At 75.2% G+C, this 19,612-nt stretch carries 18 protein-coding genes and 1 riboswitch; of the genes, 6 read left to right on the plus strand and 12 right to left on the minus strand.

The features are described 5' to 3' along the window. Nucleotides 1-12 precede the first annotated feature (12 nt). Nucleotides 13-1,077, plus strand: a complete 1,065-nt coding sequence (locus tag ACQP60_RS06525) for a rhamnogalacturonan acetylesterase (RefSeq protein WP_429729571.1) — start codon at nt 13-15, stop codon at nt 1,075-1,077. Between the two features lie 19 nt (nt 1,078-1,096). Here the strand turns inward: ACQP60_RS06525 and ACQP60_RS06530 are convergent, their stop codons facing one another. The 12 genes from ACQP60_RS06530 to ACQP60_RS06585 form a co-directional block, all read right to left on the minus strand. Beyond that, nucleotides 1,097-2,179: a DNA polymerase IV gene (locus tag ACQP60_RS06530; RefSeq protein WP_429729574.1), complete on the minus strand. Its 1,083-nt coding sequence runs from the start codon at nt 2,177-2,179 to the stop codon at nt 1,097-1,099. Between the two features lie 36 nt (nt 2,180-2,215). Further along, on the minus strand, nt 2,216-3,097 hold the full coding sequence (locus tag ACQP60_RS06535) for an HpcH/HpaI aldolase/citrate lyase family protein (RefSeq protein ID WP_429729577.1): 882 nt from the start codon (nt 3,095-3,097) through the stop codon (nt 2,216-2,218). Next, nucleotides 3,094-4,302, minus strand: coding sequence for a CaiB/BaiF CoA transferase family protein (locus tag ACQP60_RS06540; RefSeq protein WP_429729580.1), 1,209 nt, complete (start codon nt 4,300-4,302; stop codon nt 3,094-3,096). The genes ACQP60_RS06535 and ACQP60_RS06540 overlap by 4 nt, the downstream gene beginning before the upstream one ends. Continuing rightward, nucleotides 4,299-6,353 carry a formylglycine-generating enzyme family protein gene (locus ACQP60_RS06545; protein WP_429729583.1) on the minus strand — a complete coding sequence of 685 codons (2,055 nt, stop codon included), beginning with the start codon at nt 6,351-6,353 and terminating at the stop codon, nt 4,299-4,301. Before ACQP60_RS06545 ends, ACQP60_RS06540 begins: the two co-directional genes overlap by 4 nt. Before the next feature lie 45 nt (nt 6,354-6,398). Further along, nucleotides 6,399-7,310: a ribokinase gene (locus ACQP60_RS06550; RefSeq protein ID WP_429729586.1), complete on the minus strand. Its 912-nt coding sequence runs from the start codon at nt 7,308-7,310 to the stop codon at nt 6,399-6,401. Continuing rightward, nucleotides 7,307-8,695, minus strand: a complete 1,389-nt coding sequence (locus ACQP60_RS06555; protein WP_429729589.1) for an ADP-ribosylglycohydrolase family protein — start codon at nt 8,693-8,695, stop codon at nt 7,307-7,309. Before ACQP60_RS06555 ends, ACQP60_RS06550 begins: the two co-directional genes overlap by 4 nt. Continuing rightward, a complete protein-coding gene (locus ACQP60_RS06560; protein WP_429729592.1) occupies nt 8,692-9,891 on the minus strand; it encodes an ADP-ribosylglycohydrolase family protein in 1,200 nt (399 codons plus the stop codon). Before ACQP60_RS06560 ends, ACQP60_RS06555 begins: the two co-directional genes overlap by 4 nt. Nucleotides 9,892-10,020: 129 nt before the next feature. Continuing rightward, entirely contained in the window at nt 10,021-11,301 is a 1,281-nt protein-coding gene (locus ACQP60_RS06565; protein ID WP_429729595.1) for an ABC transporter substrate-binding protein, read from the minus strand. A 62-nt stretch (nt 11,302-11,363) separates the two neighbouring features. Beyond that, complete coding sequence (locus tag ACQP60_RS06570) at nt 11,364-12,191, minus strand: carbohydrate ABC transporter permease (RefSeq protein WP_429729598.1); 828 nt, start codon at nt 12,189-12,191, stop codon at nt 11,364-11,366. A gap of 4 nt (nt 12,192-12,195) precedes the next feature. Next, nucleotides 12,196-13,170 carry a carbohydrate ABC transporter permease gene (locus ACQP60_RS06575; protein ID WP_429729601.1) on the minus strand — a complete coding sequence of 325 codons (975 nt, stop codon included), beginning with the start codon at nt 13,168-13,170 and terminating at the stop codon, nt 12,196-12,198. Then, entirely contained in the window at nt 13,167-14,219 is a 1,053-nt protein-coding gene (locus ACQP60_RS06580; protein WP_429729604.1) for a LacI family DNA-binding transcriptional regulator, read from the minus strand. The genes ACQP60_RS06575 and ACQP60_RS06580 overlap by 4 nt, the downstream gene beginning before the upstream one ends. A 132-nt stretch (nt 14,220-14,351) precedes the next feature. Further along, the gene (locus tag ACQP60_RS06585) at nt 14,352-14,771 is read right to left on the minus strand and encodes a pyrophosphohydrolase domain-containing protein (protein WP_429729607.1); all 420 of its coding nucleotides are present in this window, start codon (nt 14,769-14,771) and stop codon (nt 14,352-14,354) included. 164 nt (nt 14,772-14,935) lie between these two features. Here ACQP60_RS06585 and ACQP60_RS06590 point away from each other — a divergent pair, with 164 nt between their 5' ends. The 5 genes from ACQP60_RS06590 (at nt 14,936) to ACQP60_RS06610 (ending at nt 19,595) form a co-directional block, all read left to right on the plus strand. After that, complete coding sequence (locus ACQP60_RS06590; protein WP_429729610.1) at nt 14,936-15,508, plus strand: DoxX family protein; 573 nt, start codon at nt 14,936-14,938, stop codon at nt 15,506-15,508. A 135-nt stretch (nt 15,509-15,643) separates the two neighbouring features. Then, nucleotides 15,644-15,778: riboswitch (SAM riboswitch) on the plus strand. Nucleotides 15,779-15,799: 21 nt separating this feature from the next. Next, nucleotides 15,800-16,372, plus strand: coding sequence for an NAD(P)H-dependent oxidoreductase (locus ACQP60_RS06595; protein WP_429729613.1), 573 nt, complete (start codon nt 15,800-15,802; stop codon nt 16,370-16,372). Between the two features lie 41 nt (nt 16,373-16,413). Further along, a complete protein-coding gene (locus ACQP60_RS06600) occupies nt 16,414-16,947 on the plus strand; it encodes a flavin reductase family protein (protein ID WP_429729983.1) in 534 nt (177 codons plus the stop codon). Between the two features lie 14 nt (nt 16,948-16,961). Further along, entirely contained in the window at nt 16,962-18,167 is a 1,206-nt protein-coding gene (locus ACQP60_RS06605; protein WP_429729616.1) for an LLM class oxidoreductase, read from the plus strand. Nucleotides 18,168-18,176: 9 nt separating this feature from the next. Further along, complete coding sequence (locus ACQP60_RS06610) at nt 18,177-19,595, plus strand: LLM class flavin-dependent oxidoreductase (protein WP_429729619.1); 1,419 nt, start codon at nt 18,177-18,179, stop codon at nt 19,593-19,595. Nucleotides 19,596-19,612: the final 17 nt, after the last annotated feature.

Raw genomic sequence — 19,612 nt, forward strand, 5'->3', positions numbered from 1 at the left:
CCAGGCCGTGTCGTGACGGCCGTGCTCGGCGTGGCCGCCGCCGCGACCGCGGTGGCGGGCCCGCCCGCGCACGCCGCCGGCGGGAGGCCGGGCCTCGACGGCCCCCGACCCGACGCGGCGCTGCTCGAGCGGTGCACCGGCACCGACCCGGTTCTGTGCACCTTCCCCGACCTGCCGCCCGGCCACTACGACGTCACCGTCATGCTCGGGGACCGCCGCAGCCCGGCCAGCACCGAGGTGCGGGCAGAGGCCCGGCGCCTCATGGTCCCCGCCGTCGACACGGCCCACGGCGAGCTGGCCCGGCGCACGTTCACGGTCAACGTGCGCGACCCGGAGAGCCAGCAGAACCAGCCCGCCGGCGAGGGCACCCCCGGCCTCACGCTGACGTTCACCGGCGACGACCCGCGCGTCGCCGGGATCGGGATCCGGGCCGCCGACCCTCGCACCCCGCGCCTCGCCCTGCTCGGCGACTCCACCGTCACCGACCAGGGCGGGGCGCCGTACACGGGCTGGGGCCAACGCCTGCCCGCCCACTTCGGGCTCGGGGTCAGCGTGGTCAACCACTCCGGCTCCGGCGAGAGCACGGTCTCGGTGCTGGCCAAGCCGGAGATGTTCGACGCCCTCGTGCCGCAGCTGCGCCCCGGCGACCTCGCGCTCGTGCAGCTCGCGCACAACGACAAGACCACGACGGCCGAGCAGTACCGCGCCAACCTCACCGAGATCGTCGCCCGGGTGCGGGCCACGGGCGCCACGCCCGTGCTGGTCACCCCGATCGTCCGGCTCCGGTTCGACGGCGACCAGCTGAGCTCCGTCGGCATGATCGAGACCGCGGCCGGCAGCCTCCCGCAGCACGTCCGCGACGTGGCCGCCGACCTCGACGTCGACCTGATCGACCTCACCGCGCTGAGCGAGGAGCTGGTCGAGGGGCTCGGGCCGGTGGACGCCCAGCCGATCTACCTGGTCCGGGAGAACGGCGACCGCACCCACACGTCGTGGTACGGCGCCGGTGTCTACGCCGACCTCGTGGCGGGCGAGCTGCGCCGGCTCGGCCTGGTGCCGGAGCGGTTCTGGCGCTGAGCCCTCGTGCCCCCGTGGCTCAGATCCGCCCGCGCACCGGCGTGGTCTCGGCGTCCGTGCCGTCGTCGGGCATCACCATCTCGGCACGGACGCCGAGCAGCCGCACCTCGCGGCCGGGCTCCAGCCCGGCCGCGAGGTCGAGCACCGCGGCGGTCACCGCCTCCAGGGAGCGTGTCGGTGCCGGCAGCTTCCGCGAGAACGTCCTGGTGACGAAGGGCGCGTAGCGCACCTTCAGCCCCACCCGGACGACCGCACGCCCCTCGGCCTCGGTGTCGGCGTGCGCCTGCGCGGCGAGCTCGCGCAGCGCCGCCGCGACCTGCTCGGCCGTCGTGAGGTTGTGCTGATAGGTGGTCTCCCGGCTGTGCCCGCGGGCCACCCACGGGGTGTCGTCGACGACGGCGGAGCCCTCCCCGCGGCCCAGCTCGCCGTACCAGGCACCCATCCGCGGCCCGAGCTCGGCGGTGAGGACGGCGCCGTCCGCGGCGGCGAGCTGCGCGACCGTGTCGATGCCGAGGGCCGCCAGCCGCTTCGAGATCCTGGGGCCCACGCCCCACAGGTCGACGGTGGGGCGCTCCCCCATCACCTCGAACCAGTTCTGGGCCGTGAGGCGGTAGACGCCCGCCGGCTTGCCGAACCCCGTCGCGATCTTCGCGCGGACCTTGGTGTCGCCGATGCCGACCGAGCAGCGCAGGGCGGTCGCGTCGAGCACCGCGCGCTGCGCGGCGCGCGCGAACGCCTCCGGGTCCTCGCCGTCGTACCCCAGGAACGCCTCGTCCCAGCCGAGGACCTCCACGACCGTGCCCATCCCGCGCAGCGCCTCCATCACGCGCGCGGAGACCGCCTCGTACGCCGGGTGGTCCACGGGGAGGACCACGGCGTCCGGGACCCTGCGGACCGCGACCCGCAGCGGCATCCCCGACCGGACGCCGTACGCGCGCGCTTCGTACGACGCCGTCGAGACGACGGTCCGCTCGGCCGGGTCGCCCCGCCCCCCGACGATCACCGGCAGGCCGGCGAGCTCCGGGTGGCGCAGGATCTCGACCGCGGCCAGGAACTGGTCGAGGTCGACGTGCAGCACCCAGCGGAAGCGGCGCGCGCCCATGCCCCGAGTCTGCGCCGCCGGGGGCGCAGCGGCGCGTCACGCCCTCCGGCGGGCCGCCCGCTCCGCGAGCCCCAGCGTCCAGCGTGCGCGCTCGACCATCGCGACGTCGAGGAACGTCCCGTCGGGCAGCACCACGGTGCCGGACCCCGCGTCCGCCGCCTCGGCCACCGCGCGCACGACCTCCCGCGCCCGGTCGACCTCGCCGGGTCCGGGGGCGAACGCGTCGCGGATGGTCGAGAGCTGCGCGGGGTGGATGGCCGTGCGGCCGCAGAACCCGAGGGCGCGACCGGCACGGCACGACGCGGCGAGACCGTCCAGGTCGCGCACGTGCGTCCACGCCGACATCGCGGGAGCGGGCAGACCGGCGGCGCGCGCGGCCACGACGACCCGGGCGCGGGCCCAGGTCAGCCCGGCCTCGTCGTCCACCCGCAGGTCGGACCGCAGGTCGGCCTCGCCGAGGCCGACCGACTCCACCTGCGAAGACGCCGTCGCGAGGTCGAACGCACGCTCGATGCCCAGCGCCGACTCCAGCAGCAGGTGCAGCCCGCGATCCGGGAGCGAGGCCGCGAGCGCGCGCACCTCCGCGACCGCCTCGACCTTGGGCACGCGCACCCCGACGACCCTCGGCAGGTCCGCCAGGGCGGCGACGTCGTCCGCGTACCAGGGTGTCCCCGCGTGGTTGACCCGCACCTGCACCGACGGCCCGACCGGCCCGGGTCCGAGCCCGCCGAGCAGCTCGGCCAGGTGCCCGCGGGCCTCGTCCTTCGCCGAGGGCGCGACGGCGTCCTCGAGGTCGACGAGCACGGCGTCGGCACCCGACGCGAGCGCCTTCGCCACGCGGTCGGGCCGGTCGGCCGGCACGTACAGGAGGGTCAGCGGCGGCACGGCGGGCACGTCGCGCGGGCCGGGCGCCGTCATACCGCACCCTCCGCCCGCAGGGCGGCGACGCGGTCCGCGTCGAACCCGAGCTCGTCGAGCACCGCGTCGGTGTCCGCGCCGTGCGCGCGGCCCGTGTGCCGGATGACGCCGTCATTCCCCGACAGCCGGAACACCGGCCCCTGCATGAGCAGCGGACCCAGCTCCGGGTCGTCGATCTCGTGGATCGTGCCGAGCGCGCGGAACTGGGGGTCATCCACGATGTCCTGCGCGTCGTAGATCGGCGCCACCGCGGCCTGCGCCTCCTCGAACGCTGCCACGACCTCGTCCCGGGTGCGCTCGGCGATCCAGCCGCCGACGGCGTCGTCGAGCTCGTCGGCGTGCCGTGCCCGGTCCGCCCCGCGGGCGAACCACGGCTCGTCGATCAGGTCGGGCCGCCCCACCAGGCGCACCACCCGCTCCGCGATCGACTGCGCGGAGGTCGAGACCGCGACCCACTGCCCGTCCCGGGTGCGGTACGTGTTGCGGGGCGCGTTGTTCGCCGAGCGGTTGCCGGTGCGGGGCTGCACCGTGCGCAGCTGGTCCCAGCGGGTGATCTGCGGCCCGAGCATCGCGAGGATCGGCTCCACGATGGCGGTGTCGACCACCTGGCCGCGGCCCGTGCGCTCTCGCGTGGACAGCGCGACCATGACGGCGAACGCCGTCGCCAGGGAGGCGACGCCGTCCGCGAGCCCGAACGGCGGCAGCGTGGGCGGGCCGTCGGGCTCCCCGGTCATCGCGGCGAACCCGCTCATCGCCTCGGCGAGCGTGCCGAAGCCGGGGCGAGTGCGGTACGGGCCGACCTGGCCGAACCCGCTGACCCGTGCCAGCACGAGCCCGGGGTTGCGCTCTGCCAGCTCGTCGTAGCCGAGGCCCCAGCGCTCGAGCGTGCCCGGACGGAAGTTCTCGATGACGACGTCGGACCGCTCGGCGAGGGCGAGGAAGACCTCCCGGCCGCCGGGGCTGCCGAGGTTCGCGGTGATCGTCCGCTTGTTGCGCCCGAGCGTCTTCCACCAGAGGTTGACGCCGTCCTTCGCCGCGCCGTGCGTGCGCGACGGGTCGGGCCTGGCCGGGTGCTCCACCTTGACGACGTCGGCACCCATGTCGCCGAGGTGCATGGCCGCCATCGGCCCGGCGAACAGGGTCGACGCGTCGACCACCCGCAGGCCGGCGAGCGCGCCGGCGGACGGGTCGCGGGAGACGGTCATCGGGTCACCTCCGTCGTGTCCACGACCGGGAGCGCGCCGGGCACGTCCCAGGCGCACCGGAACCCGACGGTCGCCCCGCGGGCGAGCCCCAGGCCGGGCAGCAGCAGCTTCACCGCGTAGTCGGGCGCGTGCCGGCCGCCCTCGACGTACCAGTCCGAGCCCTCGGCGCGGTAGTCGCTGCCTCCCTTGAGCATGACGTACCGGGTGCGGCCGTCGCTGTGCTCGCTCTCGGTCCAGTTCCACACCGCCGGGGTGCCGCGCCGGAAGCCCTGCTCCTGGCCCGCGAGCTGCCACTCGTCCTCGGTGGGCAGCCGGCCACCGCGCCAGGCGCAGTACGCCCGCGCGTCCTCGAGGTCGACGAACGTCACCGGCTGGTCCTCGGCGCCCGGCACCGGCCGTCCGTTCACCCAGTGCGCGAGGAAGCGGTGCGGCTCGGCCGGGGCGTATCCGGTGGCGTCGAGGAACGCGGCGAACTGCGCGTTCGTCACCTCGGTCGCGCCCACGGCGACGGGTGCGGCGAGCTCGCCGTCGCGCTGCAGCGTGCGCGCATCGTGCAGGCGCGGAGGCAACGGCTTCCACTCGTCGACGTACGGCGCGCCCTGGTACATCCCGGTCTCGCGGGCGCGGTAGCGCACCGTGAGCGCGTACGGGCCGGCGGGGAGGACGACGGCGTCCGCGTCGGGCCCCGCGTCGGGAGCGGCGTTGGCGTCCGGGCCGACCGGGCGCAGCCGCCGCGCGAGGCGGTGCGGGAAGCGGGCGTCCGCGTCGTGGCGCAGCTCCGGGTCCGTGTCCAGGGCGGCGACGGCGGCGCGCAGCCCGGCGCCCCACGCCGGCTCGCCGGTCCCGGGCTCCGCGGCCCCCGGCACGCTGCGCACGATCGCCGCGATCCCGCGCGCGGGGACGGTCACCCGCTCGTCGCCGTCGGCGAGCACCGGCCCGGCGTGGTCCGCATCGCCGCGGTTGACCAGCGTCCAGAGCGTGACGCCGCCGGCCTCCCACCGCGACGCGTACACGCCCGCCGCCTCCGCCTCGGGGGCGAGCTCGGCGAGCGGTGTCCACGCGCCGGTCGTGAGCAGCTCGTGTGCGGCGCGCTGCACCGTCACCATGCGGCGCACGGTCGCGGCGTCACGGGCGGACCACCCGACCCACACGCCGAAGACGACCTCCCACACCATGACGCCCACGCCGTTGAGCCAGGCGGACTGGAGCTCCTCGGTGTGGTCGCGGTGCCAGCGCCGCACGTGGTGCTGCATGTGGCGGCGCTCGTACCAGTGCGCCCGCAGCACCCCGGGCACCGGCGAGTCGGCGAAGAACTGCGCCCACGACGACGAGTGGTCCTCGATGCGCTCGACGGGCAGCTTCGACTCGCCCTCCAGCACGATGCCGGGGCGCGCCTCCTCCAGCCGCGCGACCAGCTCGGGCTCCGCCTTCTTCAGCGTGTCCAGGAAGACGCCGTCCGCACCCAGGTCGCGCACCAGGGCGGCCAGCTCCGTGAGGTCGTCGTCGCCCCGGCGGGTGCCCGTGTCCCACGGGTTGTAGTCGACGAAGACGTGCAGGCCCGCGTCGTGGAACGCCGCCACCAGGCCGGCGATGCCGGGCACGTCGCGGTAGTAGTCCCACTGGTTGCGGTCGTCGATCCCGATCACCGGGTACGCGTGCCACAGCACGACGGCGTCCAACCCGGCGAACCGCTCGCGCGCGTCGGCGAGGAACCGCTCGGGCGTGAACCGGCCCTCCTCGAAGGAGTACAGCAGCTCGTCCCACAGCCACACCTGCGCCACGGTGCGGCAGCCCGCGGCCCACGCCGCCTCGGGCCGGTCGTAGGCGGTGCCCGTGTAGCCGTGCCGCTCCCGGGCGTCGGACCGCCAGGCCGTCAGGCGCTCGCGCCACTCCGGGCGGTCGGCCGGGTCCGTCGGACCGGCGAAGATCTTGGCCTCGTCGAGCGCGACGCTCTGCTCGGGGGTGAGCGGGCCACCGGCGGCCGCACTGAGCGGCACGTCGGTGGGTCGGTCGATGGGCCGCGGGACGAGGGGGTCGAACGTGTACGTCATGGCTGCTCTCTGCGGACGGGCCGCGCGGGTCGGTGCGGGCGAGGGTCAGGCGGTGTCGGCGAGCGCGGCGACCTCGGACGCGGCCGGAACGGCGTCCTGCGCCCCCGGCCGGGTGACCGCGAGAGCGCCCGCGGCGGCCGCGAGGCGGGCCGCGGCGGGCAGGTCGTCCCCGCGGGCGAGGGCCGCGGCGAGGACGCCGCAGTAGGTGTCGCCGGCGCCGGTCGTGTCGACGGCCTCCACCCGGTGGGCGGGCACGCGCACCGGCGGGGTGTCGCGGCGCGCGACGAGGCTGCCCTCGCCGCCGAGCGTGACGACCACGGCCGGCACCCGCTCGAGCAGCGCCGCGGCGAGCGTCTCCGCGTCGGCGTGCTCGGCGGGCGCGTGGCCGGCGAGGTCGGCTGCCTCGTGCTCGTTGACGACGAGCACGTCGACGACGTCCCAGACGTCGTCCGGGAGCGGGCGCGACGGCGCGGCGTTGAGCACCAGCGGCGCGCCGGGCCGACGGGCCGCGGCGGCCGCGCGCACCACGTCGAGCGGGATCTCCAGCTGGGCGAGGACGACGTCGGCGGCGGCGATGCGCTCCGCTTGCGGCGACTCGACGGCCAGACGCGAGTTCGCCCCCGGCGCGACGACGATCGCGTTCTCACCGTCCGGGTCCACCGTGATCAGGGCGGTGCCGGTGGGCACGTCGAGGCGCCAGACGAGATCGGTCCGCACCCCGGCGCGCCGCAAGGAGGCGAGGAGCAGGTCCGCGGAGTCGTCGCGCCCGACGGCCCCGACGAACGACGTCTCGGCGCCCCCGGCCCGTGCGGCGCCGGCGGCCTGGTTCGCCCCCTTGCCGCCCGGGCTGCGGCGCAGGTCGCCGCCCAGGATGGTCTCCCCGCCGCTCGGGTGGCGCGGCACGTCCACCACCAGGTCCACGTTGGCCGACCCGACCACCACCACGCGCCCGCTCATCGCCCGGACCTCCCCTCAGCCCCGGTGCCTTCCTCACGTGCCAGCGCAGTCGTGCGCTCGGCGAGGTCGGCGATCCGGCGCTCGCCGCCCGGCAGCGACGTCGCGATCCGGCCGTCGAGCGGCGTCGTCCACCGCGCGCCGATGCCCTCGACGCCGCACAGCGCGCCGACCACGCCCCCGACCGTGGCGGCCGCGGAGTCCGTGTCCCAGCCCGCCGTGACGGCGACGGCCACGCTCGGGCCGAACTCGCCCCGGCCCGCGGCGAGGGCGTACGCGATCACCGCGGCGTTGTGCAGCACGTGCACCCAGTGCAGGTCGCCATAGACGTCGTGCAGGCGGTCGAGGTCGGCGCGCACCGCCGCCTCCGAGCCGTCGGTCGTGGCGCCGAGGTCGCGGCCCAGGCGCACGGCCGCGGCGAGCCGGCTGCCGGGCGGGACGACGGCGTCGGCCGCGTCGAGGACCTGCTCGACGTCGTCGGCCACCACCGCGGCCGCGCCGAGCGCGGCCGCCCACATCGCCCCGTACACCCCGTTGCGGGTGTGGCTGAGGCGGGCGTCGGTCCACGCGAGCCGGGCCGCCGTGCTCACGTCGCCGGGGCTGACCCAGCCGAGCAGGTCGGTGCGGATGAGCGCGCCGATCCACTCCCGGAACGGGTTGTGGTGCGTGGCCGTCTCCGGCACCGGGCGCGCGTCGAGGATGTTCCGGTACGCCGCGCGCTCGGCCGTGAACGACCGGCCCGCGGGCATGAGGTCGAGCCAGAGCTGGGCCACGTCGTCCGTGGTGAAGCCGCGCCCGCGGGACTCGAGCAGCTCGAGCGCCAGGATCGGGTAGTTGAGGTCGTCGTCCTCCGGCATCCCGTCGATGTTCTCCTCGAGGGAGGTCGGCGCGGAGCGCCGGTTCCACGGCCAGCGGGCGGCGACGTCGTCGGGCAGCCCGACGGCGGTGAACCAGCGGTCCAGCGGCCAGCGGCCCGTGGCACGCAGGATCTCCTCGATCCCCCGCCGCGGGATCTTCTCCACCGGCTTGCCGAGCAGGCAGCCGGCGGCGCGCCCCGTCCAGGCGCCGTGCACCCGGGCGCCGAGGCCGGTGCCCGGCCCGGGCAGCGTGGGGGCGGGCGGCAGCAGCGCGACGATCGCGTCCCAGCCGTCCGGCTCCGCCGGGTCGACGGGCGCCGGACGCGCGTCCAGCTCGTCGAGGAGGGACCGCGCGAGGGCACGGAGCTCCGGCGTCGCCGGGACCGGCCCGGCCCCACTCACGGCGGGCTCCGGATCTCCTCCGGCGGCGGCCCAGCGCTCGCGGACGTCGGTGGTCTCCTTCCCCTCGGCCGCGGACTGCACGAGCTCGTGCGCCAGGAGGTCCTCGGGCTGCGCCCAGGTCAGCCTCACGCGGGCTCACCCACCGCGTCCTGGCCGGGAACCGCGTCTGCAGCGGCGAGGGCGGCCATCGCCGCCAGTCGGGCGCGCGCGCGCTCGGCGTCCGCGCGGACGATGTCGGCGGCAGCGGAGGCCATGAGCCGGCCCGTCTCGCGGACGTCCATCCGGCTCGCCCGCTCGATCTCGTCGAGCCACTCGGCGGGCACGACCGCGCTGCCGCCGAGGCCCGCGGCCACCGCGCCCGCCATGACGGCGATCGAGTCGGCGTCGCGCCCGTAGTTCACGGCCGCGAGCACGGACCCGCGGTAGTCGCCGAGGTGGCCGAGCAGCATGCCCAGCGCGGCCGGCAGCTCCTCGATCGACTTGGTCCGCGACGGCCGGCGCGCGTCCATCGACATCTGCCGGTACGCGGGGCCGACGGAGTCGAACGGCGCCACGGTCTCGCGCACCAGGCGCCCGAGCTCGCGCTCCTCGTCGTCGGTGGTGGGTGCCGTCGTCCAGCCGTCGAACGCCTCGACGACCGCGTGCAGGGCGGCCGCCGTCCCGTCGTGGGCCACGCCGAGCGCGGCGTGCACGACGTCGTCGAGCGTCGCACCGGGCGCGACCGAAGCCGCGACCATGGCGGCGAACACTCCCGCCGCCTCGCGGCCGTAGCTCGACTGGTGGGCGCCGGTGAGGTCGATCGCCTCGGCGTACGCGCCGCGCGGGTCGCCGGGGTTCGCCAGGCCGACCGGCGCAACGTACATCGCGGCGCCGCAGTTGACGACGTTCCCGACCCCCGCCTCGCGCGGGTCCACGTGGCCGTAGTGCAGCCGCGCGACCATCCACTTCTCGGCGAGGAAGACGCGCTGCAGCAGCAGCGCCGTCGACTCGAGCTCGGGGATCCACCGCGGCTCCCCGATCATCAGGGGCACGAGGTCCTCGGCGACGGCGTACGCGTCGAGGTGGTCCCGTCGCTTGGCGTAGACCTCGACCACGGCCCGCGTCATGAGGGTGTCGTCGGTGATGTGCCCGTCGCCCTTGTGGTAGGGGGCGATGGGTCGCGCGTCGCGCCAGTTCGGGTACCAGGGCCCGACGATCCCGGTCACCCGGCCGCCGTGGCGCTCCTCGATCTGCTCAGGGGTCCAGCCCTCGACGGCACCGCCGAGCGCGTCGCCCACCGCTGCGCCGGTGATCACGGCCATCGATCGGTCGTCCAGCCAGGTCACGGTCACTCCCTCGTCGTCCTGCCGGGGCGCGAGTCTCGCGGCCCGGGTGCCCGCTGCGCGGGCGGTCGGCCCTGCTCGCGGGCCACGTGGTCGTGCGGGCGGCCCAGCGCCGCCCGCACGACCGTCACGTCACTGCGTGATCTCGTCCCACCCGTCGGTCAGCTGCGACTGCAGCACAGCTGCGTCGGTCTCCTTCGCCAGGAACCGCTGGTAGGCCGGGGTCGCCACGGTGTCCTTCCACTGCGCGTACGCGTCGACGAACAGATAGGGCGCGGAGACGAAGTTCTGGCCGCCCGCGAGGATCGTGCTCCACCCGTTCTCGTCACCCAGCTGGTCGGCCAGGAGCTCCTGCGCGGAGGTCGTCGCCGGGATCAGCGCGTCCGCCTCGTTCAGCGCCGCGAGGTTCTCCGTCTCCGTGAAGAACTCGATGAACTCCGCCGACTCCTCCACGTGCTCGGAGTCGACGTTCACCGACAGGGTCTGCGGGTTCGCTGCCTGGCCGGCACCCTCCGGGCCGGCGAGGGGCGGCAGCGCCACCCAGTCGAGATCCTTCGGCGCGTCCTTGGCGATGTTCGCGGCCTGGTACGAGCCCTGCACGGTCATCGCCGTCTGGCCGGCGTAGAACGACGCGATCGCCTCGGAGCCGGACTGGGTGAGCGTGACCGGCAGGATCGACTTGTCCTCGTAGGCCATCTCGTCCACGAGCTCCGGCAGCGCCATCTCGCCGTCGCCGATCGTGATCTGCGCGTCCTGGCCGGTGCCCGAGAAGTACTCGCCGCCGAAGCCCGGGGCCAGCGACATGAACGCCGCCGTCGGGCTCGCGAGCCCCCAGCCGAGGCCGTAGGTCTTGCCCTTCGTGGTCGCCTTGGCGATGTCGCGCAGCTGGTCCCACGTCATCGTGTCGCCGGTCGGGACCTCGACGCCCGCGTCCTGCAGGAGCTTCTTGTTCGCGAACACCATGTAGGACTGGAGCTCGGTGGGGTAGGCGATCACCTGGTCGTCGACGGTGACCGACTCGAGCACCCCCTCGGGGATGTCGGCCCGGCGCTCGTCCGACATGTACTCCGACAGGTCCGCGAGGTAGCCGTCGCGAGCGAAGGGCACGATGCTCGCGGCTTCGTAGTGGATGATGTCGGGTGCGGCGCCGCCGTTGAACTGGGTGATGAGCTTGTCGTAGACGCCGTCCCAGCCGGTCGGCACGATCTCGACCTGCACGTCGGGGTGGGCGTCGTTCCACTCGCCGACGATCTTCTCCGTGGCGGCGATGGCGGCGGGCTGGTCTGAAAGCGACTGGAACTTCAGCGTCACGGGGCCGTCGCCGCCGTCGTCGCCGCCCCCGCCGCTGCAGGAGGCGAGGAGCAGGGCGGTGACCGTGAGGCATGCGGCGGTGGACACTCCACGAGTCTTCATGGGTCTTCCTTTCGGGTGGTCGGATGGTCGGGTGGCCGGTGCGGGACGGGTGCGCGGCGGGGTCAGCCCTTGACGGCGCCGGCCATGAGGCCGCCCGTGAGCTTCCGCTGCATGATCGAGAAGAAGACGATGCTGGGGATCGCGGCGAGGAACGACCCGGCGGCGAGCGGCCCGAGCGCGACCTTGCCCTCACCGCCGATGAAGGACGTGAGCGTGATCGGCAGCGTGTAGTTCTCCGGCGACTGGAGCAGCACCAGCGCGAAGAAGAACTCGTTCCACGACGAGACGAAGCTGAACATCGCCGTGGCGACGATGCCGGGCGCCAGCAGCGGGAAGACGATCCGCCGCAGCACGGACAGGCGGCTCGCACCGTCCATGGAGCCGGCCTCCTCGAGCTCGGTGGGGATGCCGGCGACGTACCCCTGCAGCATCCAGAGCGCGAACGGCAGGGTGTAGGTGGTGTGCACCAGGGTGAGCCCCACGAGGCTGTCGGTGAGGTTCATGGTCCGCAGGATGAGGAACAGCGGCAGGATGATGAGGATCACCGGGAACACCTGGCTCACGAGGATCCAGCCGACGCCGGCGACACGGATCGCACCCTTGAGCCGTGCGAGGACGTAGGCCGCGGGCATGGCGATGAGGATGACCAGGGCGGTGGAGGCCAGCGCCACGACGACGCTGTTCCACGCCGAGTGCACGAGCCCCTGACGGGCGAGCGCCTGGGCGTAGTTCTCCCACTGCCACTGCCCGGGCAGCAGGCTCACCGTCAGGGAGTTGAGCTCCGCCGACGACTTGACCGACGCCGAGATCAGCCACAGCAGCGGGAAGCCGAGGAAGAGGATGTAGCCGAACAGGGCCACGTACTGGGCGGGGCGGACGAGGACGCGCATCGGCTCAGCCCTTCTTCGGGGCGCGGTCGTCGCGGAACTGCGACCGCAGGTAGACGGCGAGGAGAAGGACGACGACCACGACGAGGACGACGCCCATCGCGGCGGCGTACCCGATGTTGCGGTTCTTGAACGCCTCGAGGTACGTGAACAGCATCGGGAGCATCGTGCGGCCGCCCGGCCCGCCCTCGGTGAGGACGTAGACCAGCGAGAACGAGTTGAAGTTCCAGATGAAGTTGAGTGACGTGATCGACGCGACGATGGGGCGCAGGCTCGGCCAGGTCACGGCGGTGAATCGGCGCCACGCGTTCGCCCCGTCCATGGACGCGGCCTCGTGCAGCTCGCCGGGGATCTGCTGGAGGCCGGCGAGCAGGGTCACGGTCGTCTGGGGCATGCCCACCCAGACGCCGACGACGATGACCGCGGGCAGCGCGGTGGAGAAGTCGGCGAGCCAGTTGATGTCGTCCGGCAGGCCGATCGCCCCGAGGAACGCGTTGAGCGGCCCCGCGTTGGGCGAGTAGATCATCTTCCACATGATCGCCACGACGACGGGGGGCATCGCCCACGGGATCAGCGCGAGCACCCGCGTGAGGCCCTGCAGCCGGAGCCCGGAGTTCAGCAGCTGTGCGAGCCCGAGCGCGAGGACCAGCTGGAGCACCGTCACCGAGACGGCCCAGATCAACCCGATGCGGAACGAGTCCCAGAAGAACGAGTTGTCGGCGAGACGCACGAAGTTGTCGATGCCGACGAACTGGTAGTCGGGGTGCCGCACCAGGCGCGCGTCGGTGAAGGCGAGCGCGATGCCCATCACGAGCGGCGCGACGCTGAGCACCAGGATGGGCAGCAGCGACGGCATCACGAGCCCGATCGCCTCGCGGCGGCGGCCGCGCTCGAGCCCGCCGCGGCGTCGGACCTGCTGGGGCGCCCGGGCGGCGGTGGCGGGGGCGCCGGCCGACGTCCCGGGGGCGGTCGGGGCGGTCATCGTGCGCTCCCCTCGGGTGCGGTGGTCGGGGCGGCGCCGGTGGTCGAGTCGCGCACGAGGAGGCGCGGCCCGATGACGACGTGCCGGGGCGGTGCGGCGTCGTCGTCCAGCCGGGCGAGGACCGCCCGCGCGGCGGCGGCGCCGCGCTCGGCCGTCCCGAGCGAGACGCTCGTGAGGCGGGGCTCGTAGACGCGGCCGAGCTCGGTGTCGTCCATGCCGGTGACGGCGACGTCGCCCGGCACGGTGAGGCCGGCCTCACGGGCGGCGCGCACGGCGCCGATCGCGAGCAGGTCGTTGGCGGCGACGACGGCGTCCAGCCGCGTGCCGTCGGCCGCGGGCGCGAGCAGCGTGCGCGCCGCGCGCAGGCCGGCCGCGACGGTGAAGTCCTCGGCGACCTCGACCGCGACACGCTCGGCCGGGAAGCCGTCCGCGCCGGTCGCGGCGTCGAACCCGCGCTGCCGGGCCGCGCCCGGCGTCGTGTCCAGGGGGCCGTTGAGGAACCCGATCCGCCGGCGCCCGGAGGCCACCAGGTGGTCGACGGCCTGCCCGATCCCGCCGGCGGAGTCCGTGGACACCGAGTCGACCGACTCCTCGTCGAGGGCCCGCCCGATCACCACCACCGGCACGGGGGCACGGCGGATCTCGGCGACCAGGGCGTCATCCGCGCGCAGCGGGCTGATGACGAGGCCGTCGACGAAGCCGCTCCCCAGGCTGCGCACGAGGTCGGCGGTGCTCTCGGCCGTGTCGCCCGTGGTCATCACGACGACCCGGTAGCCGTGTGGCGCCAGCACCTCGTGGATCGCCGTGAGCATCTCGACGTATACCGGGTTGCCGATGTCCGCGACGGCGAAGGCGACCTGGAAAGTCTTCTTCATCCGCAGGGACCGGCCGGTGACGTCCGGGCTGTACCCGAGCTCGTCGGCGGCGGCGCGCACGCGCTCCACCATGGCCGGGCTGGCCCCGGTGCCGTGCAGGGCCCGCGACGTCGACGCGAGGGAGACCCCGGCGTGCCGGGCCACCTCGATCAACGTGGCGCGTGATGACGTCACTGTCGCTCCACCTTCAACGTCGACGGCGATTGGAAACGTTTCCAGACTCGTCTCGGCGGCATCGCTGGAAACGTTTCCGGATTGGCGCCACTCTGGCACCCGGCCCGACCAGGTGTCAAGGCGTGCGCCGGCTCAACTCCCGGTCGACGGCGGCGCGACCAGGGCGTCGAGGTCCGGCGGGCGGTAGCCCGGCCCCTTGAGCACCTTGCCGTCGGCGCGACGCAGCACGCGGCCGTCGGCGTCCACCTTGCTCATGTTGGAGCGGTGCACCTCGAGGAAGACGGCGGGCAGGTCGATCCCCAGCGCGTCGGCGGCGCCGTAGGTGACGTAGAGGACGTCGGCGAGCTCCTTCGCCACCGCCCGGTACGCGGCGGCCGGGTCCACGCCCTCGGCCAGCGTCGTCGCGAGGTCCGCGAGCGCCTCCGCCGCCTCGTCGGCCTCCTCGGTCAGCAGCGCCCGCCGGTGCTCCGGCAGGTCCGGGCGGGAGGCGTCGACCTCGAGGTCGAACGCCGCGCGGAACTCGGCGACGCGCCGCATCGGCTCGTGATCCATCCGGGCACGGTAGGCGGTCGCGGGCCCGCGGTCGAGCCCGAGCGGCCGGGTGACGACCGGGCGAAAACGTCGCGCCCCCGCATCCGCCGGCACGCCCGGGCCTCTCTCCCAGGGCGACCACCCCCGGGTCGCACCATCCCCTGGAAGAGAGCACCACCATGTCCGTGTCCACCCCGACCCACCTCACCCCGCCCCAGTCCTCGGCCCGCGCCGGCGCTGCCGGGACCCGCACCCCGAGCGCCCCCGGCGGCCGCCTCCCGAACGCGCTCGCCCAGCAGGTGGCGCTGCGGGTCGACATCGCCGTCACCGCTCTGGCCCGGTTCCTCACCCGCTGGTCCGTGCCGGCGCTGCGCGTCGCGCTCGGGCTCGTGTTCCTCGGCTTCGGCGTCCTGAAGTTCTTCCCCGGCGCCAGCCCGGCGGAGGAGATCGCCGGCCGCACGGTCGAGACGCTCACCCTCGGGCTCGTGCCCGCGCCGACGGCCGTGATCCTGGTCGCCGTCATGGAGACGTTCATCGGCCTGACCCTCGTCACCGGCCGGCTGCTGCGGGTCGGGCTGGTCGTGCTCGCCGTCGCGCTGGTCGGCATCCTGTCCCCCGTCGCCCTGTTCGGCGACGAGCTGTTCGGGCACGGCATGACGCTGCTCGGGCAGTACGTGCTCAAGGACGTCGTCCTCGTCGCGGGAGCCTCGGTGGTCGCCGCCGTCGCGCTGGGCGCGCGGCTGCGCCTCGAGGCCTGACGCCCCCGCCCCGCCGCCCCAGCACCACCGGAGCCCCCGGCCGCCCCCGCGGTCGGGGGCTCCGGCGTGTCCGGATCGTGAGAAGTCTCGACACGGGCCTGGCGTTCGCCGGATCCGCTGCTATACCTCCGCGCAGGTCACGAGCCCCAGCGCCAAGCCCCGGCTGGCTGGGCAGCAACCCCCATGTCACGGCGGGGTGCTCCGGGAGATGACCTGGCCGCCGGCCGGTCCGCGCACGCGGGCCGAGACGCCGTGCGGCAAGCGTGATCGACGGACTGCGAGGGACGACCCATGACCGAGAACACCCACCCCGCCACCCCCTCCGTGGTGGTGGTCTCCGGCAACCCGCGCGAGGCCTCGCGCACCCTGGCGGCGGCGGAGGCCGCCGGCCGGCGCGCCGCCGAGCTGCTCGGCACCGGCGACGTGACGACGATCGAGCTCGCGGCGTTCGCGGGCGAGATCCTCACGGCCGCCCACCCGGCCGCCGACGCGGCGAAGGACCAGCTGGCTCGCGCCACGGTCGCCGTCGTCGCGACCCCCGTCTACAAGGCCTCCTACACGGGCCTGCTCAAGGCGTTCCTCGACCTCTACGGGCCGGACGGCCTCGCGGGCGTCGTGGTCGTGCCGCTCGTCGTGTCCGGCAAGCCGGCGCACGCGCTCGCCGGCGAGGCCCACCTGCGGCCCGTCCTCGTGGAGCTCGGCGCCGTCGTGCCCACCCGCACCCTGGCCCTCACCGAGGCCCAGCTGCCGGACCTCGGCGAGGCGCTGGACCCCTGGTTCGCCCGCTGGGCGACTCCGCTGCGCCGCGCCGCCGGCGTCACCGCGACCGAGTCCACCCCCGAGCTGACGGGAGCCGCCCTGTGACCGCGGAGCACACCGACGCGCACACCCGCGCGCACACCGACCTGTCCGCGCTCTCGGGGATCGAAGCGCTCCTGGCCCAGCAGGACGAGCCCCAGCTGTCCCCCGACGAGTTCAAGACCGTCTTCCGCCAGCACCCGGCCGGCGTGGCCGTCGTCGCGCTCGCGCACGAGGGCCGCCCGGTCGGGTTCACCGCCACGTCCGTGATCTCGGTGTCGGCCGCGCCGCCGCTCCTGGCGTTCTCGCTGGCGTCCACCTCCTCGTCGTGGCCCGCCGTCTCGGCGGCCAGCACCCTCGCGATCAGCTTCCTCGCCGACCACCAGGACCACCTCTCCGCCCGGTTCGCCACCAGCGGCATCGACCGCTTCGCGGACGGCGGCTGGACCGCCCTGCCCTCGGGCGAGCCCGTCATCGACGGGGCCGTCTCGTGGGTGCGCGCCCGGGTCATCCAGCGCACCCCGGTGGGCGACAGCTACCTGATCTCGCTGCGCGCGCTGCAGTCCGGCTCGGACGGCGCCTCGCCGCTCGTCTACCTCGACCGGACGTACCACCGGCTCGGCGACGAGTCTGCGATCTGAGAGGCCTCTGCATCATGTCCGAATCGACCACCCCCTTCCTCGTGGGGCTCGACGTCGACGGCGCGGGCGCGCACCCGGCGGCCGTCGCGGCCACCGGCCTCGCCGTGACCGACCTCGTCTCCGCCGCACGGCTCGCCCGCACGGTGCGCCGCGCCGAGAACGCCGGCGTCACGTTCGCCACGTTCGCCGACGCCCTGCTGCCCGCCGTCATCGGGTCGCCCGGCTCCGCGCGGCTCGACGCCGTCACCCGCGCGGCGTTCGTGTCCCGCACCACCACCGCGATCGGCCTGGTGCCCCAGGTGCCCACCACGTACCCGGAGCCGTTCCACGTGGCGACCCAGCTCGCCTCCCTCGACATCGCGGCGTCGGGCCGCGGCGGCTGGCTCGCCTCGTCCACCCGCACGCCGGAGACGGCCTCCGCCTACGGTCGGGAGCCGGTCGCCGACCTCGCCCGCGAGGCCCGCGACGTCGTCCAGGTGGTGCGCGACCTGTGGGACTCGTGGGAGGACGACGCCGTGATCCGCGACGTCGCCACCGGCCGCTACGTGGACCGCGACCGGCTGCACCACGTCGACTTCGTCGGCGAGAGCTTCGCCGTCAAGGGCCCCCTCATCACCCCGCGCCCGCCGCAGGGGCAGCTCGTGGTGCTCGCCGCGGCCGGCGACGTCGCGCCCTCGGTGCGCGACGAGCCGCTGGTCGACGTCGCGCTCGTCGGCGGCTCCGACGTCGCCGCCGTCCGGGCGGCCTCGCGCGCCGCGACCGCCGAGAGGACCGGCGAGCCCGACCGGGCCGCGCGCGCCGTGGTCGACCTGGAGGTCGTCCTCGACGCCGACGGTCGTGCCGCGAGCGTCCGGCTCGCCGAGCTCGACGCCGCGACCCCTGCCGGGGCCCGCACGGGCTGGGGATCCGAGGCCCTGCGGTACACCGGCGACGCCCCGGGCCTGGCCGGCCTGCTCGCCGAGCTCGCCGCCACGGGCGACGTCGCGGGCGTGCGGTTGCTGCCCGCCGTGCTCGACGTCGACCTGCCGGTGCTCTCCCGCGACGTGCTGCCCGCGCTCCGGGCGGCGCGGCTCACCGCGGCGCCTCGCGCGGGCGCCACGCTCCGTGAGTCGCTGGGGCTGCCGCGGGCCGCGAACCGGTACGACACTCGCCCAGCCCCCCGCCACGACACCGGCACCCCGGCACGGCACGCCGCCGCGCGGGCCGCCGCGACCGCCTGAGGAACCCCGATGACCACCTCCACCATCAAGCACCCGATCGTCCGCCCGCACGCCCAGGTCCACTTCGGCGTCTTCTTCCAGGGCGTCAACCACACCACCATCTGGTCCGACCCGGAGTCCGGGTCGCAGACGGACTTCGCCTCCTTCGAGCGCGTGGTCCGCACGGCCGAGCGCGGGCTGTTCGACGCGTTCTTCCTCGGCGAGGGCCTGCGCCTGCGCGAGACCCGCGGCCGGATCCACGACCTCGACGTCGTGGGACGCCCCGACGCGATCACCCAGCTCGCTGCGCTCGCGGCCATCACCGAGCGCATCGGCCTCGTGGCCACCCAGAACACGACCTACCACGACCCGGCCGACCTGGCCCGGCGCCTCGCGAGCCTCGACGTCCTGTCCGGCGGGCGGGCGGCGTGGAACGTCGTCACGACGGACAACGCCTGGACCGGCGAGAACTTCCGCCGCGGCGGCTACCTCGACCACGCCGACCGCTACGCGCGGGCGGCCGCCGTCCTGGCCGTCGCCCGCGGGGTCTGGGACGCGTTCCCGGACGCCGCCGGCGCGACCGGGGAGGGAACGGTGGCACGCGTGACCGTGCCCGGCGCCGACCTGCGCACGCCCCGCGACCTGGTCCTCGACGTGACCACGCCCCGCAGCCCGCAGGGCCACCCCGTGATCTTCCAGGCGGGCGACTCCCCGCAGGGGCGCGACTTCGCCGCCGCGCACGCCGACGTGATCTTCTCCCGGCACGGCGCGGTGCTCGCGGACGCGCTGGAGTTCGCGGCCGACGTCCGGGGCCGCGTCGTCGCCGCCGGGCGACCCGAGGACGACGTGAAGATCTTCCCCGGCACCGCGATCGTCGTCGGCGACACCCCGGCCGAGGCCGAGGAGAAGGCGCGCTGGGTGCGGCGGGCGCAGGTCACGCCCGCGACCGCCCTGTCGATCGTGGGCAACATCTGGGGCGAGGACCTCTCGTCGTACGACCCGGACGGCCCGCTGCCCGCGCACGACCCGGTGGTCGCCGAGCTCGGCGGCGAGCGCGGCTCCGCGACCACCGGCGCCCGCACCCACGAGATCGCCCGGCAGTGGCGCGCCGTCGCCGAGGCGGAGCACCTGTCGATCCGCGAGCTGGTGATCCGCAACGCGGGCGAGCGCGGCTTCACCGGCACCCCCGACGCCGTCGCCGACGAGCTCACTCGCTGGGTGCGCACCGGCGCCGTCGACGGCTTCAACCTCAGCCCGTGGATCGTGCCCTCGGGCCTCGACGACGTCGTGGACAAGGTGGTGCCCGCCCTGCAGGAGCGCGGGGCGTACCCCACCGCGTACGAGGGCGTCACGCTGCGCGAGCACCTCGGGCTGCGCGAGCCGCTCACCCGGCGGCCGTCCGCCTCGCACGACGCCGAGAGCGAAACCGCCCTCGTCCCGGTGCCCTGAGCATCTAGGCTGCTGCG

It is taken from the genome of Isoptericola variabilis (assembly GCF_050311655.1).
Taxonomy (GTDB): Bacteria; Actinomycetota; Actinomycetes; order Actinomycetales; family Cellulomonadaceae; genus Isoptericola; species Isoptericola variabilis.